Origin of the sequence: Lentibacillus kimchii (assembly GCF_042666895.1) — a bacterium.
In the GTDB taxonomy this organism is placed as follows: domain Bacteria; phylum Bacillota; class Bacilli; order Bacillales; family Amphibacillaceae; genus Lentibacillus; species Lentibacillus kimchii.
On sequence record NZ_JBHTGR010000005.1, the window covers coordinates 43,361 to 59,686 of the forward strand.

The following is a 16,326-nucleotide window of genomic DNA, read 5'->3' on the forward strand; positions in this document are numbered from 1 at the left end:
GACCATATAAAAGAACTGTTCCATAATAACTTGGAACAGTTCTTTTTATGCTCAAACATTAAGTCCCGGCTACATGCGGTTGGACCGAATAATCATGATAACCATGAGAATAAACATGAGCATAGCCACAACAGCACCAATTTCTATAATCGGCAAATCCCAGATAATCGTGCTTTTACCAAGAACGGCATACCCAATAATCAGGCCCGCCATAATAATGCTGAAAGCAAGCATTAAAATACTGAATGTAATACGATTTGTAATCTTATCAAGACGACGCATGATTTGGCTGACGTGTTTAACATTAATGTCCAGACCAATTCGGCCTCGTTTGACAGCCGTCATCACATCTTTCAAATCTCTGGGCATGTCCGTTAGAATATCGATATTCTCCCCAATTTCAGCCAGAGAATTTCTTAAAAGTTCACGAGGATGATACCGCTTTTGCAGCAATTTGCGGGCATAAGGTTCAGCCGCCCGCATTAAACTGAACGCTGGATCAAGTCGTCCCAGCACACCTTCAAGGGTCAGTACAGCTTTACTGATCATAACAATTTCGGTCGGGATTTTAATGTGATGATGGTTAACAACACTAAAAATCCCTGTAATAATCTGACCCAGACTGAGATTGCGAACTTTGACATTTTCATATCGCTGGTGCAGCTGATCAAGATCACGTTTCAGCGCTTCGGTATCGGTATCCTCCTCTATGATATCCATTTTGGTAAAGGTCTTAATCATTGCATCTGTCTCACCTTGATACAAGTTCACAATGATTGCTGCGAAATGCCGTTTCAGTTTTTCACTAATCCGCGCTGTCTCACCAAAATCCAGAAACGCTATGGTATTTTGCGGCATAACGAAAATATTGCCTGAATGCGGGTCAGCATGAAAGAAACCATAATCAAGAATTTGCCGCAGCATGGCATCTGACAGACGTTTCGCAATTAACTTGCGATCATAACCCTTCTCATCGAGTTCCTCAATTTCCGAGACTTTAATACCGCTTATATTTTCCATTGTGAGCACTTTTTCGGTTGTGAAATCCCAATAGATTTCCGGAAATTTCGTGTATATATGATGTCCTGACTGTTCGGCCAGATGTTCAGCATTACGCCCCTCAATGAGGTAATCAAGTTCATTTCGCAGCGTCATAGCAAGCTCATCCACGATATCCGTAAGCCGGTAATGCTGGGCCCAAGCCATCCGTTCTTCCAGCAGACGAGCAATCCCAGCGACAATTTCCAAATCTGTTTCCATCTGAGGCTTAAGACCCGGACGCTGCACTTTAACAGCCACATCTTCGCCTGTTAAAAGCTGTGCGGCGTGCACTTGACCAATAGAGGCGGTGGCCAGAGGGGCACTGCTGATGAATGTAAATAAATGATCCAGACTGTCATCAAATTCAGATTCAATCGTATTCTGCACGTTCGCAAAATCGATAATGGGAGCATGATCCTGCAGCTTCTCGAGTTCAGCAGTAATTTCTTCAGGCAGCGTGTCATAGCGGGTGCTCGCAATCTGCCCAAGCTTAATAGCTGTTGGTCCAAGCTCCTGCAGGGTGAGCCGCAGCTGTTTGCCCATACTTCTCATGTTCTTATTTTCTTCTGTGGAGCCTTTCTTTTTCACCGTACCGCGGTCTGTCAATCCAATTTGCGACAGAAAATAACCAAACCCATGCTTAATCAGTGCGTTGATAATTTCCCGGTAACGCCTTGTATGTCGAAGGCCTTTTCCAAGCATTTTACACCAACTCCCGTTTTTAAATCATCGTGTCACATGAGTTAGACAGTCAACCCTTTCCCTAAGGCTGAACGTTTAAACACAGAACTTGTCGGATACTCTGACGAATCGAGCGAGCAGATCCGCCGGAATGAGATCATGATCGCTTTTTCGCACAAGACTGCAAAAGTAACACCATGCTATGTCACCGTGATCGCGGTCCGGCTGTAGCCTTCTTTCGTTTTGAGTACATCCAGGCGTGCAGGAAACATGGTTTTCAAATCCTCAACATGGGAAATCACACCAATAATTCGACCAGATCTCTGCAGATCAATTAATGTTTCAATCGCTTTATTCAGCGATTCGTCATCGAGCGAGCCAAACCCTTCATCGATAAACATCGTTTCAATCGAAACACTTCCTTGAAAACTCTGGATAACATCCGACATACCCAGTGCCAGACATAAGGAGGCATTAAACTTCTCACCGCCTGATAAGGTCTTGACATCACGTGTCTGTCCTGTATAAGCATCATAGATATCGAGTGCGAGACCACTTTGTCTGCCATGGGTTTCCTGACGGTCACTGCGCATCAACTGAAATTGACCGTTTGTCAGCCCTTTCAGTCGCCCGTTAGCTGCTTTAATGATCCGCTCCAGATATTCGATTTGCAAATAGCGTTCAAATGAAATTTTTTCCTCGTTTTGTCCCCGCAGTATATCATATAAATCCGTGACGGTGGCCAATTCTTTCTCACGTGCAGCGACCTGCTCATGTGTCTCTGCAATATGTGTTCGCAAATCCACAGCTTCCTCATGATAGCCTTTGGACATGTTTAATTGCTTCAACGCTGATTCATAGGCCTCTTTCCATTGCTCAAGCGCTGTTTGTATGACAGCTAAATCGGCTTTTTGTTTGCCTTTTAGTGACTCCTGCAAATCACTGACGACTTGTTTCAGTGCTGACAATTTTTCGTTAAATTGCTGAATCGATGTTTTTAACTCTGAACGGTCAGCTTCTGAAAGTTTAGCCTTTTGGTACGTGTCTTCAGATGCAAAACCGGCATCCGCAACGGCTGTGTGAAAAGCTGTTTCCGCTTGTTCCCGCCTGCGCTGTGTTTCTGTGAGCTGCGACTGCGTATGTGTCAGATTAGCTGCTGCTTTTGTCGCGTCATCCTTTGCCTGCTGGAGCTGTGTCTGTGCATCTTCCCAGGCTTTTTCCAAACGTGTTTGCTGCGCCGTTAGCTCATTAATTTGTCTTTGCAGCTCCGATAACACACGAACTTCTTCGGGAATGCGGCTAATCTGTTCTTCATAGGCAGTCTTCTTCTTTTCATAGGCTGTCTCTTGTTCCTGCCGGTATTTATCCAGCTCTTCTTTTTTTGTCTCTAACTGTTTTTTTGCTTCAATTTCGTTCGTATAAGTTTGTTTAGCCTGCTGAAGTTTTTCCTGTTGCTTGAGACGTTCATCGACGTCCTGTTTCAGCTGCTTCCCCTGTGTTTCCAGCGTATCTTTCACCGAAGAAGCATTTTCTGGCTGAATGTGGTATTGCTGGAGCGTCTCCTGCTTGTCCTCAAGCTGCATCCTGTTGGATTTTTGCGTGGTTACAGCGTCACGATATGCACGGTCTTGATTATCCAGTTCCTGCTTCAAAGCAGTGAGCTTCTCCTGGGTCACAGCTCCCCCTTTTCCGTCCGCTTTATTCGGGTGCTCAAGACTGCCGCACACAGGACATGCCTCACCATCATGGAGCTGGGCAGCCAGAACGCTCGCCTGATTGTGCATCCAATCCTGTTCCAGCCGGTTATACTGCTCTTTCTTATGACGATAAGCAGCTTCGCAGGTTTTCACATCCCGGTCCAGCTGTGCCTGAGTTTGTTCCAAGTCGAGAAACTGCATAACGAGCTTTATTTGATCGCGCTTATCGTTCAATGCTTGCTGTTTTTCCGGTAATTGACTGACTGCCTGATCCATCTCTTGAATGGTTTTCGTCACGTTTTCAATTGATAAATTTTTTGCTTCCACCTGTTTGGTCATCTGGTCTAAGTCAGCAGATGCCTGCTGGGCCTGCTTTTTCAAACGTTCCACTTGCTGTTTGCGCTCATCAATTTCCTGAACCACAGGCAAAAACTCCTGCAGCCGGTCCAGCTTCTTGCGTACTTCCTCGCGTTTTGTCTCGTTGTCTGCCTCACGGTTATAAACAGTCCTGGCTTGTTCCAACTGCGTTTCAGCCTGTTGACTCCGAGTCTGGGCCTGTTCAAGAGCCTGCATCTTGTCCTGCTCGTCTTTCCGCCAGTCAGCAGTTTGTTTTTCATATGGCTCGAGATGGCTGGCCTTCTCCGCCGCTTCAAGTTTCTGTTCCTGAACTTTCATAGCTGAAGTTTGCTCTTGCAATTCGGCCAGTTCAGCTTTTTTCTGCTCCAGCTCCTGAAAGCGGTCGTTCAAGGCCTTTGCAGTATGGTATTCAGATTGTTTCTTATGATGAGCTGTATAGGCTTGTTCGTACCTTTTCTGATCAGCTGCCATCTGATACTGGTAAAATTGAATCTCTTCATCCAGACCCTCCACGATCTGATTGACATTATAATACGTCTCAGCGAGCACCTGAAACAGCAACGAATTGTCTCGTTGTGGCAGTGAAGCAGAAATCGTCTGAATATAATGATCGCGCATTTGTTTTTCCTGCAAGAATGTCTGCTGGATAGTGTCTTTTTTCTGTTTAAGCCGGTCGTTTAATTGCTGATATGATTCCGTTTTAAAAATCCGCCGTAAAATAGCTTCTTTGTTTTCTGTTTCGGAGGTTAATAGTTTGCGGAATTCACCTTGTGGGAGCATGACAATCTGTTTGAACTGATCCTGAGAAAGCCCAATAAGTGTTTCAACTTTTTGATTGATTTCGGAGACCATCTGCCGATCAACACAGGGGAATTCTGCTCCGTCCACTTGTTCATAAAACTCATACCGCTCACCAGTCCGCGTTTTATTGCCCTGCTTCACATGCCCCAGCTGGCGCAGGATACGATAATAGTGACCATTTAAGGAAAATGTCAATTCAACAGATGTATGTGTATCATCATCAGCAAAATCACTGCGGAGCATCCGATAATCTTCCCGGTCCGATCCGCTGGCGCTTCCATACAAAGCAAAACAGATACCATCAAAAATGGTTGTCTTGCCTGCACCGGTATTCCCTGAAATAATGAACAGACGATGCTGATTAAGTTGAGTGAAATCAACGGTTTCGGTTGATTTATACGGACCGAATGCCGTCATGGTTAATGTCAGTGGTTTCAAGCGGCGTCTCCCCTTTTCTGTGTCAAGTCTGCTCCGTCAGCCTTTCGTTAGAATGACCGACTATTCCGGTATCATCTTCAGTCTGCAGCAAGTCGTCTAAAGCTTCTTTAAAAATAGCTTCTGTCTCCTCACCGGCATCGGTTCCTTTCACTTCTTTATAAAAAGATCTAAAAAGATCCACAGTGCTCATATCGCTGCGGTTCACTGACGGTTGCTGATCTGCCGTCACCGCAGAAAAGCCGTCGTTTTTCCGTTCCACATGCATGGCATTGGGATAAACAGATCTAATCCGTTCCATAGGTGATAGAACAGGCGCCTGATCCAGCAGCCGGACAAATACATAGTCATCATTAACTGGATGCATCAGCAAGTTATCCATCGTCGCCTCAACGGTTCGCATCTCGCGCTCGGGTATAAAGGTGCGTTTGTCGATTGATACCTGACCGTCAGCATCCAGCTCCACAATGGAAAAACCTTTTGACTGATTCTCCTCAGAGATAGAATATTTGAGAATCGAACCCGAATACCGCACCGTTTCATGAGCAACATGATGCGCATGGTGCAAGTGGCCAAGCGCTGTATAATCAAAAGGTGCAAAGAGACGCGAAGCCACGTACTCAGCTCCGCCAATTGAAAGCGGCCGCTCAGAATCACTCGTATTCTCTTCTTCCTCGCCGTAGGGGGTGACAAACGCGTGGCCTACGTAAACATGACGTGCATTTGGATCCATTTGCGCTTGGAGATCATTTACAACCCGCGCCGTTGCGTCGTTATGGGTACGGATGCTTTCGTCCTCCAGGTTTGTGCGGACAATACTCGGATCACAGTAGGGCATCAGATGGAAGTGAACCGGTCCATGTTCATCGTTTAAACTAACGGGATCCGGAATTCCGGTAAATGTTCCTGCTATATGCAATCCATGCTGTTTCATAATCGTGGTTCCGAAGTTGAGACGGCTCGGACTGTCATGATTGCCTGCCACTGCCAGGACAGGTGTTTCTAAGTCAAGAACAATTTTGCTTAAAACATCATCCAGCAGATGCACCGCTTCAGTCGGCGGTACAGCACGATCATATAAATCACCAGCAACAATCACAGCATCAGGCTTTTCATCTTTAATGGCCTGCAACAGCTGATCCAGCACATAACGCTGGTCCCCTGTCATGTACACGCCCTGGACGAGCTTACCCAAATGCCAGTCCGCCGTATGGAATAGTTTCATAGGCTTGTCTCCTCCGATCAATCATTCTTATCATCTATTATAGTACAAAAAGCATTGCTCGTGTGAATAAGTGAAAAATAATATGCAACCACGGTATCATCTTTCGCACTTGTCTATATTAAAAAGCTGCAAACCCTGAAACAAGGTCTGCAGTGTCACTTCACGTTTTCTGATGCCATTCATAAGGCGTTTCCTGATAAACATAATAATTTAACCAGTTGGCGAATAATAAATGGCTGTGTGAACGCCACATATGCGGCGGTTGTTCATTTATATTATCATTGGGAAAATAATTTTCCGGCAATGGCGTCGCTGCCCCTTTTGCCCGGTCACGTTCATATTCCTCACGAAGCGTGGTCGCATCATACTCCAGATGACCCGTGACCATAATGTTTTGGGCATCGTCAGATATGATGATAAACGGTGCCCCATCCTCAGACGCTGCCAGTAATGTCAAATTGGTATGGGCTTCAACAGCTTGTTTGGACACCCCGGTAAATCGTGAATGTGGGGCATGGAAAATATCATCAAAGCCATGCATAAGTTTCACACGCGTATCTTGAACATAGTGCTTATAAATACCAACATACTTCTCGGGCAGATCATATTTGCTAATGCCATAATGATAATACAGACTTGCCTGGGCACCCCAGCAAATATGCAGGACAGACGTTACATTGTTTTCGGCCCAGTCCATAATTGTTGTGAGCTCATTCCAATAAGTAACATCTTCAAAGGCTAATTGTTCCACTGGAGCACCTGTAATGATCAATCCGTCAAACCGTTGCGTTTTTATATCGTTAAATGTCGTATAAAAATTATCCAAATGATAGGCGCTTGTATGTGTCGGCTGGTGTGTTGCCGTTTGCAGAAAACAGATATTAACCTGCAGCGGTGTATTGCCCAGCAAACGGAGCAGTTGCAGTTCCGTGCGTTCTTTTTCCGGCATAAGATTTAAAATTAATATATTAAGAGGGCGGATATCCTGCGTCTGAGCCCTGTCTTCATCCATAACAAAGATATTTTCCTGCTTTAATGCGTCACTCGCAGGCAATTCTTTTGAAACATTGATCGGCAACCGTCACCACTCCTTTAATTTACACGATTAAGTTCTTTCCATTATAAAAGCAGATGGTGAAAATCACAATCATTTCACAGAATATTTATTAAACAATCGAACAAGTTTTCCAGGCATATCAAGCATGGTAACCTGTCATTAGAAAGGGGTGTGACACTTTGATCAAAGATATCCGCCTGCTAAGCAGTAACGATTTTTCATACTTTGATGCTATGGAAACCGGTATGGATTCTGACTATATTTCATCTATCTTTGCTGATCTTACGACAGGCGACAATCGCTTATACGGTTTATTCCTAGATGGCCGAATGATCGTCCTGTGCGGCTATTCCATTTATGCCAAGCATTATGCAATGCTCGGACGGCTAAGAAGTGACCAGCGATTCAGTGGAAACGGCTATGCGACCGAATTAGTAACTTATGTTTTGAAGGAGGCACAGAAACTTTCCGGCATTCGGTGGATCGGAGCAAATACAGAGGAAGATAATGTACCGGCCCGGCGTCTATTAAAACGCCTTAATCTGGCACCATACCTACCGCTGTATGGTGCAACGGCAGAGGATACAACCGTTCTGGAATCAGGCTCTCATTCCTGGCAGCCTATCACACGTTTAGCGCGCAAACGCGAATGGATTGACAAGCTTTACATCCAAACCGGAGCGATTTTTCCATATGAATGCTTTTATCCGTTTCCCGCATCAGACGATTTATTTTCAAATGATATCCTAAACCAATGGTCTTTTTATGAGAACGATGATCGCACACGGTTTGTGATCACAAAATACGATCGTAAAAAATATCATCTGTTACATGTCGTTTACCCGTGGCGGGATGTCACTTCTCAGCCAGGCTTGTGGGAAACAATCAGGCATGACTATGTGAAGCTGAAACAGCACACAAATGAAACTGCCTACATATGGATAGATTTAACGAAGGATAACATTCAGACGCTCCCGGACAATCATCCATTCCAATTATCTGCACCGTGGATCTTACATGGTATGCCTGTAACATAGCCTGAACAAAAAAAGCCCGGAGCAGTATTAAACTGCTCCGGCCTTTGGAAGCTTATCGTTTACTCCGTTAACAACGGGTAATAGCCTTCTTCATTATGTGTTTCTCTTCCGACTAGTGGCGGATTAAACACACAGATCATACGCATTTGCGACGTTGCACGCAAAATATGCTTATCGTGTTCATCTAAAAGATACATCGTGCCTGGCTTAATGTCATAAACATCACCAGTCTGCACCTTTTCGATTGTGCCCTCGCCTTCAATACAATAAACCGCTTCGATGTGATTCTTATACCAGAAATAATTTTCAGTGCCCGCTTTAATAATTGTATCATTCATACTGAAGCCGACACCGTCTTGTTTCAGTATGAACCGGCGGCTTGACCAGTTTTCATCAGACGTTTCATCATCGGTGCCAACCAAATCATTCAGTGATTTGACAATCATTTAATAGTGCCTCCTTTAGTTCGATTTCACCTGCTGTATTTATGGGTTCAGGGCTGCTTTAATGCTCTCATCTAAGATGCTCAGACCCTGCTGAAGACCCTTTTCGTCTATGATTAGCGGAGGGAGGAATTTAATAACCTCATCCTGCGGCCCGGACGTTTCAATAATCAGACCGCGCTGAAATGCTTCAGAACAAATGACATCCGTCAGTTCAGGCTTTGCAACAGCGATCCCCTGCATAAGACCTCTTCCGCGATGCGTTGCTTTAAGTTCAGGATACTTGTCAATAATCGCTTGAATTCCCTTGTGCAGGCTAGATCCTTTTTCCTTAATTGCATGGCTGAAGTCATCTGTCTTCCAGTAATCGAGAGCCTCAATGGCACCGATGAACGCCAGATTGTTGCCGCGGAATGTACCATTATGCTCGCCAGGGCCCCATTGATCAAATTCTGGCTTGATCAGTGTCAGAGCCATTGGCAAACCGGCACCGCCAATTGATTTTGATAAGCAGACAATGTCCGGGTCAATGCCGGCCGGTTCAAAACTGAAGAATGTGCCTGTTCGGCCGCACCCTGCCTGAACATCATCAATAATCAGCAATATGTCCCAGCGTTTACAAAGTTCTTCAACTTTTTTCAACCAGTCCATTCTTGCCGCATTAATACCGCCTTCACCCTGGACTGTTTCCAGAATGATAGCTGCTGGAAGAGCTACACCGCTCCCCCCATCTTCCAAAAACCGCTCCAGATAAGCGATTGAGTCCTGATCTTCCATATAATTATCAAAGGGCATCGATACAGCATGGTGCAACGGAATACCGGCGCCGTGGCGCTTAAACGAATTGGCCGTCACAGACAACGAACCAATCGTCATACCGTGAAATGCGTTTGTAAAGCTGATGACCGTATCGCGCCCTGTCACTTTCCGGGCAATTTTTAGGGCACTTTCCACCGAATTCGTTCCGGTCGGTCCGGGAAACATAACTTTATAGTCAAGATTCCGGGGTTCAAGAATAACCTCCTTGAATCGTTCCAGGAATTCCTTCCGTGATGTTGATCCCATATCAAGACTATGAAGAATACCGTTATTTCGAATATAGTCAATCATTTTTTCCTGCATGCTGTCATCGTTATGTCCATAGTTCAGGACACCAGCACCTGCGAAAAAATCAATATACTCGTTATCGTCTGTATCCCAGATTTTATAGCCTTTCGCTTTTGCAAAAACAGTCGGCCAGCCCCGGCTGTAACTTCTGACGGTTGACTCCAGTTCTTCAAACGACTTCATTTTGTCAGTTTCAGTTACTGTTGTTGTCACCATTTCACCCTTCCACTTCTATTTTGTCTTTTTGAATTGGTCCGATCTTAAACAAGCGTTCATCCTCATGACCTTCTCGCGGAAAATCATTGGCTGTAAAGTAGTCATGAATTAAACATTTGGTACGCAGTTTTTTCGCAAGTCCTTTAAACAGCTGCTGAGAAGCGATGTTCGACGGTGAGACCGTTGCCTCGACGTGATTGACCTCTTCACATCCTTCGCGTTTAAGCAGCTGGTACAGCATGCGTGTAGCCAGGCCGCTGCCGCGTTCCGATTCATCTACAGCAACTTGCCAGATGAATAATGTCTCCGGCTCATCGGGATGAATAAACCCCGAAATAAAGCCCACAATCTTCTCATCACGTTCCACCACCACAGATGTCTCCGAAAAAATTTCGCACCACATGAGGTAACTGTAGGAAGAATTAAGATCCAGAACTCCCGTCTGATTAATAAGTTCCCAGACGCTTGCTCCATCTTCCTTGCTGGGCTTGCGAAAACCCAAATCCACTTCCTTTTCCTTCGTAACAGTCATGCCTTGATCACTACTGTTTAAGATGCTTCCACCTCCAAATTTTTTGAAAAAGCATTCCTATTAAGAATAAACAAAAAAGCGGCAGGCGTCAAAGCTGTTTAATCAGCATGACGGTTGTTTAAACATAATGGCTTATCACTAAGAGCACATAAGTGGCTTAAGGTAAAAAATGCTCCCATATTGTTGGAAATAAACGGACGTTTTCAATTTCAGCAGGATGCCACATTGCTCAGGCAATCTTCATGAAGACTGGCAGCAAGCATTATTTGGCGAATTCAGCATCTATTGCTATAAAATTTTATTTAAAAATTCCTGTGTGCGTTCTAACTGCGGATCAGAAAAAATCTTTTCTGGTATACCCTCTTCAACGATCATGCCATCGTCCATAAACAGGACCCGGTCACCTACTTCCCGGGCAAATCCCATTTCATGGGTGACAACAAACATCGTCATACCTTCGTTTGCCAGCTGTTTCATCACAGCCAGCACTTCACCAACTAATTCAGGATCCAATGCAGATGTTGGTTCATCAAACAGCATCATTTTCGGCTCCATTGCCAATGCTCTTGCAATAGCAACCCGCTGCTGCTGGCCGCCGGACAATTGCTGTGGATATTGGTCAGCTTTGTCGGCCAGACCAACCTTCTCCAGCAACGTCAGACACCTTTCACGTGCTTCTTTTTCACTGATTTTGCGTATTTTTACAGGCGCAAGCATCAGATTTTCAATCACTTTTTTATGCGGAAAAAGATTGAATTGCTGAAAAACCATCCCCACTTCAGCCCGGACGTGATTAATGTCGGTTGCCGGATCCGCCAAACTGCGCCCATCTACTACAACCTCACCAGCCGTAATGGACTCCAGCAAATTTAAACAGCGCAGAAATGTGCTTTTCCCGGATCCACTTGGGCCGATCACACAGACAACTTCTGACGGATCAATCCCGCAATTAATTCCCTTTAAAACGTCAGTGTTCCCGAATGATTTATGCAGATCAGTAACCTGAATCATTAGATATCCAGTCTCCTTTCAGTTCGCTGTAAAATAAAAGACAATGTCAGTGTAACCGCTAGGTAGAAGACAGCTACCGTTGTATAAATTTCCACCGCATTAAAATGGTTGGCGGCAATCAGACGCCCCTGAAAAATCAGCTCTGGAACAAGAATAACTGAAAGAAGTGAGGTATCCTTAATACTAATGATGAACTGGTTCCCAAGGGGAGGAATCATTCGCTTGAATGCCTGTGGCCAGATAATATGACGCATTGCCTGGCCATGATTAAGTCCGAGTGAACGTCCCGCCTCCATTTGACCAGGATCAATCGACTGCACAGCACCGCGCACAATTTCTGCAATATAGGCACCTGAATTCAGTGCAATAACAATAATACCGGCTGTAACAGAACCTAACTCAAAACCAATAATGAGCGGCAGAGCGTAGTAAATCCAAATAGCCTGAACAAGAACAGGCGTTCCGCGTATCACTTCGATGAACACGACCGAAACACTCCGTACGAACTTGTTAGCCGCAATCCGTCCCATTCCAAATAAACCGCCTAATATAAATCCGATAACAAGGCCAACAACAGATATCAGTAATGTATACAGCAGTCCGGTCAGCAGCTGCGGTAAAAAATCAACCACCCCGGCCCAGTTGAATCTTCCTATCATGTGACCACCTCTTCTGAAAATTTGCTTCAAAATAAGAAAAACTAAGACCTATCACTACTTCCTGCGCGGGGGATAAGTCTTAGTTTGCTCCAGTTTTAAAAACACGTTTTCACTTATTTATTCAGGACTTTTGCCAAACCACTCTTCGTAAATCTCATCATAAGTACCGTTCTCCTTTATTGTTTCCAGGGCGTCATTAACAGCAGTCACTAGCTTTTCCTGTCCTTCAGATATTGCAATAGCATAATCTTCAGCTTGATATAAGTCACCGACAACTTTTAGATCGTCGCCTGTTGTCTGAATATAATAATTAACGTTTGGAGCATCATACAGAACGGCATCATCACGACCGTTTTCTACAGACAAATAGGCCTGGTCCAGCTGTTCATATTGCTGGGGATCAGCATCATCAATACTGCTTTTGATAAAGTCCGCACTTGTCGAACCAAGGCGTGTCGCAATTGATTTACCTTCAAGATCGCCAAGACCATTAATCGACTCATTGTCAGCTGCCACACCAATAGCCAGACCTGATTCATAATATGGGTCACTGTAATCAATCTTCTTCTTGCGCTCGTCAGTGATCCCGATGCCGGCAACCGCCATATCAAACGAGCCTGTCTGCAGACCTGGAATGATACCATCAAAATTCGTTACTTCCAATTCAATATCAAATCCGACCTCATCAGCGACAGCATTAATTAAATCGATATCAAACCCGACATACTCACCGTCCTCTTCAAATTCAAAAGGAACAAACGAGGAGTCAGTGGCCACTGTATACGTGTCCTTCAATTCACCAGAAGCTTCCGAGTCGTCAGAACCACAAGCACCCAGCAAGCTAATCAGCCCGATACCTGCAACACCAGCAATGAGCCATTTGCGTCCTTGTTTTAACAAAAAAGCCCTCCTATGCATTTATTTACGCGCGCAAATAAACTATATTAAATGTCCTGCAGTGTCCTGTCAGCATGTTTTGGCATATTGATACAAGCGTATGATTGGCTGGGCGTTAACATGCCAATCACTTTTAATAGTGATAAAGGAACGTACTATAGCAGAGGAGAGAGACAGGTATCAAATTAAAGATAAAAAGCTGCTGTCGTAAAAATTGTCTTTTTCCATAAGTTTATGCACCATAAGCCCAATGTCTGATAGGTCTGATCGATAAAATTCTGTCCTGTTTGAACGTTCTGATTCGCCGTCGTGTGAAACAGAACGCCGTGACTGCTGTCCCTTGAACGCCGTGCACACGGATGATTCGCTGACTCACGTGATTGCGGGCATCAAGATAAATGATTTCGAACTTATTTCCAGTTTGTACGGCCCTTTGCAGCAAACGATTCATAAGCATCACCTTTACACAAGAACATTTGATCCCAAAGTAACATGACCGCCAGCTGTTATCAAACATATGTTCTCATATCATTATAAAAAACCTTAAGACCTGCCGCACAGGCCTTAAGGTTTTTTAAACGCTAAGTGCTGTTAAGCTTCTCCGGAAATCACCTCAAGAATGATCTTTCCGATATTGCTGTTGGTTTCCATATACTCGTGAGCTTCATTCGCCTCATCAATTGGAAAAATGCGGTCAATAACCGGGCGAATGCTGCCCCGCTCAAGCTCATTTGTCACCACTCTGGTAAATTCCTTGCTCAGTTCAGCCTTATAAGCATCACTTCTCGGCGTCAGCAACGTCCCCGTAAGCTGAACGTATTTAGACATAAGCGGCATTAAATCGGCACTTGACAGCTCGCTGCCACCGAGAACACCAATCAATACCCAGCGGCCGCCTTCTTTAATGCTTGCCAGGTTCTTGTCCCAGTAGCGGGCACCGACGAAATCAAGAATCACATCCACGCCTTGTGCGTTGGTTGCTTCCTGTACAGCATCCGCAAATGATTGTTCCTTATAATTAATCAGGACATCTGCGCCAAGTTCGCGGCAAAATTGCAGTTTTTCCTCTGAACCAGCTGTCACAATCACCTGCGCATCACGAAGTTGTTTAGCTAATTGAATAGCAGCAGTCCCGACACCACTGGCACCTGCATGAATTAAGACCGTCTCCTGGTACTTTAATTCAGCAATCCAGAACAGTGTTTGATAAGCTGTGAGAAAAACTTCCGGAATGGCAGCTGCTTCAGCAAACGATAATGATTGAGGAATGGGCATCGCGCGATCAGCCGGCATCACGGCATATTCGGCATATCCGCCGCCATTGACAAGCCCCATCACCCTGTCACCTTCAGAGAATGACCGGCTGCCATTTGCATCGACAACCGTTCCTGCAGCTTCGACACCCAAAATGGGATTGACTGCGTAATTTACCTTCCCTTTTTTGTTCAGGATATCGGTCCGATTCACTGCTGCATGATGCACCTTAACCAGTAAATCCTCCGGTCCCATTTCCGGTGCCGGGTTGTCAGTCGTTGCCAATATATTTCCGTCTTCCTTCTGCTTAACGATAACACTTTTCAACATGACCCCTCCTGACCTGTCTCGATAACTGCAGTTTAACGATCGTTATCCGGGAAAACAAGCGAACAGCCTGTATAATCATTCGTCACGATCCTCCGTCATACAGGACGCAATTGTTAAACAAATCCAGGATATCATCCAATGCTTTATCAAATTGTTTTGTTTTCAGGTCAGTTGCTTTCATTATATCATCCATTATTAGCATGTCTCCTGCACACAAATAAAATGAGTCGCGCTCGGTTCGTTAACGTTCAGACTCTTTATTAATATAGTGCCGTTTATCCTCAGCCACACCGGCCAGACAAATCACAGCGGGATCGTTAGCGACAGGCAGTTCAACTGTTGACCCGTCTTTTGGGAGTGTCTTTTCAAAAATTGACTCATATTCCGGAATCGTCACTTCAGATCGGCTGGAAAACAGCTGCTGATGCTGTTGTGTGTACAAATGATCCTGATAGCCAGGCTGCAGTATACCAGCAAAAAATTCACCGACAGCCCCTGAACCATAACTGAACATGCCAATCCGGTCACCCGCTTGCAGATTATCTGTGTTCTCAAGCAACGACAACAAACTCAAATATAATGCCCCCGTATAAATATTACCGATATTCCGGTTGTAACGAGTGCTTTGCTCATAACGGGCTAGCAGCTGTTCCTGCTTTTCTTCGGACACCTCATCCAAAATCGTTTTCAGGGCTTTGTATCCCAGTTTTGTATATGGCAAATGATAGCACATCGCAGCAAAATCATTCAGGGTCACCCCTGTCTTTGCCCTGTATTTTTCCCATACAGTCGAAAAGAAGGCTATGTATTGCTCATTGGACAATTTACCATCTGCAAAAGCATTATCCGAATATAGCGGACGCCAGAAATCCATAATGTCAGACGTGAAGTAGACACTCTCATCTTCCAGCGCCAGGATATGCGGGTCAGCACTGATCAGCATAGCTGCTGCGCCAGCTCCCTGTGTCGCCTCACCTGCAGTGTTTAAGCCGTATCGTGCAATGTCAGACCCCAACACAAGCACTTTACTGTCCGGATTCAGTGTAATATGCCCTTTAGCCATTTGAATACCAGCTGTTGCTCCGTAGCAGGCCTGCTTCACCTCAATCGCCCGGGCATACGGATTGAGTCCCAGCAGTTCATGGACATAAACGGCTGCTGACTTGGAATTATCAACGCCCGTCTCCGTTCCAAAGATAACAAAGTCAATTGCCTGTTTATCCGCTTCGGTCAATATATTCAGTGCGGCATTCGCAGCTAATGTCACCGCGTCCTGTGTGATGGGAGCAATCGCCATTCTGTCCTGACCAATTCCGATCGTAAACTTATCCGGATCCACCCCCCGGCTGTCAGCCAATTTTCTCATATCCAAATATAAGTGGGGTGCAAAAAATCCAACTTTATCAATTCCTATCTTCAACAGTCGTCACCTATTTCATTAAGACTCGATGCAAATAATTTTATTATAACATAGTAGCCAAAAGCTTAAACAATTTTCGACTGACTTTAAATACGTATAGACTAAAACGTCTATGTCAATCCTAAT

The 16,326-nt window shown here is 44.9% G+C and carries 14 protein-coding genes; 1 reads left to right on the forward strand and 13 read right to left on the reverse strand.

Going from position 1 to position 16,326, the window contains the following annotated elements; genetic code table 11:
• Nucleotides 1-69: 69 nt before the first annotated feature.
• From ACFQU8_RS03000 to metA, 4 genes are all read right to left on the reverse strand, one after another.
• A complete protein-coding gene (locus tag ACFQU8_RS03000; protein ID WP_382357687.1) occupies nt 70-1,743 on the reverse strand; it encodes an ABC1 kinase family protein in 1,674 nt (557 codons plus the stop codon).
• 179 nt (nt 1,744-1,922) lie between these two features.
• Entirely contained in the window at nt 1,923-5,015 is a 3,093-nt protein-coding gene (locus ACFQU8_RS03005; protein WP_382357688.1) for an AAA family ATPase, read from the reverse strand.
• 22 nt (nt 5,016-5,037) lie between these two features.
• Nucleotides 5,038-6,237, reverse strand: a complete 1,200-nt coding sequence (locus ACFQU8_RS03010; protein WP_382357689.1) for an exonuclease SbcCD subunit D — start codon at nt 6,235-6,237, stop codon at nt 5,038-5,040.
• 160 nt (nt 6,238-6,397) lie between these two features.
• Nucleotides 6,398-7,315 carry a homoserine O-acetyltransferase MetA gene (gene metA / locus ACFQU8_RS03015; RefSeq protein WP_382357690.1) on the reverse strand — a complete coding sequence of 306 codons (918 nt, stop codon included), beginning with the start codon at nt 7,313-7,315 and terminating at the stop codon, nt 6,398-6,400.
• Nucleotides 7,316-7,473: 158 nt separating this feature from the next.
• Between metA and ACFQU8_RS03020 the strand changes: the two genes are divergently transcribed.
• A complete protein-coding gene (locus ACFQU8_RS03020) occupies nt 7,474-8,331 on the forward strand; it encodes a GNAT family N-acetyltransferase (protein WP_382357691.1) in 858 nt (285 codons plus the stop codon).
• A 59-nt stretch (nt 8,332-8,390) separates the two neighbouring features.
• Here the strand turns inward: ACFQU8_RS03020 and ACFQU8_RS03025 are convergent, their stop codons facing one another.
• From ACFQU8_RS03025 to ACFQU8_RS03060, 9 genes are all read right to left on the reverse strand, one after another.
• The gene (locus ACFQU8_RS03025; RefSeq protein WP_382357692.1) at nt 8,391-8,777 is read right to left on the reverse strand and encodes an ectoine synthase; all 387 of its coding nucleotides are present in this window, start codon (nt 8,775-8,777) and stop codon (nt 8,391-8,393) included.
• A gap of 39 nt (nt 8,778-8,816) precedes the next feature.
• Entirely contained in the window at nt 8,817-10,097 is a 1,281-nt protein-coding gene (gene ectB, locus ACFQU8_RS03030; protein ID WP_382357693.1) for a diaminobutyrate--2-oxoglutarate transaminase, read from the reverse strand.
• A gap of 1 nt (nt 10,098) precedes the next feature.
• The gene (gene ectA, locus ACFQU8_RS03035; RefSeq protein WP_382357694.1) at nt 10,099-10,629 is read right to left on the reverse strand and encodes a diaminobutyrate acetyltransferase; all 531 of its coding nucleotides are present in this window, start codon (nt 10,627-10,629) and stop codon (nt 10,099-10,101) included.
• 288 nt (nt 10,630-10,917) lie between these two features.
• Complete coding sequence (locus ACFQU8_RS03040) at nt 10,918-11,640, reverse strand: amino acid ABC transporter ATP-binding protein (RefSeq protein ID WP_382357695.1); 723 nt, start codon at nt 11,638-11,640, stop codon at nt 10,918-10,920.
• Nucleotides 11,640-12,299 carry an amino acid ABC transporter permease gene (locus ACFQU8_RS03045; protein ID WP_382357696.1) on the reverse strand — a complete coding sequence of 220 codons (660 nt, stop codon included), beginning with the start codon at nt 12,297-12,299 and terminating at the stop codon, nt 11,640-11,642. Before ACFQU8_RS03045 ends, ACFQU8_RS03040 begins: the two co-directional genes overlap by 1 nt.
• Before the next feature lie 117 nt (nt 12,300-12,416).
• Nucleotides 12,417-13,199, reverse strand: coding sequence for a transporter substrate-binding domain-containing protein (locus ACFQU8_RS03050; RefSeq protein WP_382357697.1), 783 nt, complete (start codon nt 13,197-13,199; stop codon nt 12,417-12,419).
• A gap of 229 nt (nt 13,200-13,428) precedes the next feature.
• Nucleotides 13,429-13,713: a WYL domain-containing protein gene (locus ACFQU8_RS14215; RefSeq protein ID WP_449280296.1), complete on the reverse strand. Its 285-nt coding sequence runs from the start codon at nt 13,711-13,713 to the stop codon at nt 13,429-13,431.
• 74 nt (nt 13,714-13,787) lie between these two features.
• Nucleotides 13,788-14,777 carry an NAD(P)H-quinone oxidoreductase gene (locus ACFQU8_RS03055; RefSeq protein ID WP_382357698.1) on the reverse strand — a complete coding sequence of 330 codons (990 nt, stop codon included), beginning with the start codon at nt 14,775-14,777 and terminating at the stop codon, nt 13,788-13,790.
• A gap of 244 nt (nt 14,778-15,021) precedes the next feature.
• The gene (locus ACFQU8_RS03060) at nt 15,022-16,200 is read right to left on the reverse strand and encodes a hydroxymethylglutaryl-CoA synthase (RefSeq protein WP_382357699.1); all 1,179 of its coding nucleotides are present in this window, start codon (nt 16,198-16,200) and stop codon (nt 15,022-15,024) included.
• Nucleotides 16,201-16,326 lie beyond the last annotated feature (126 nt).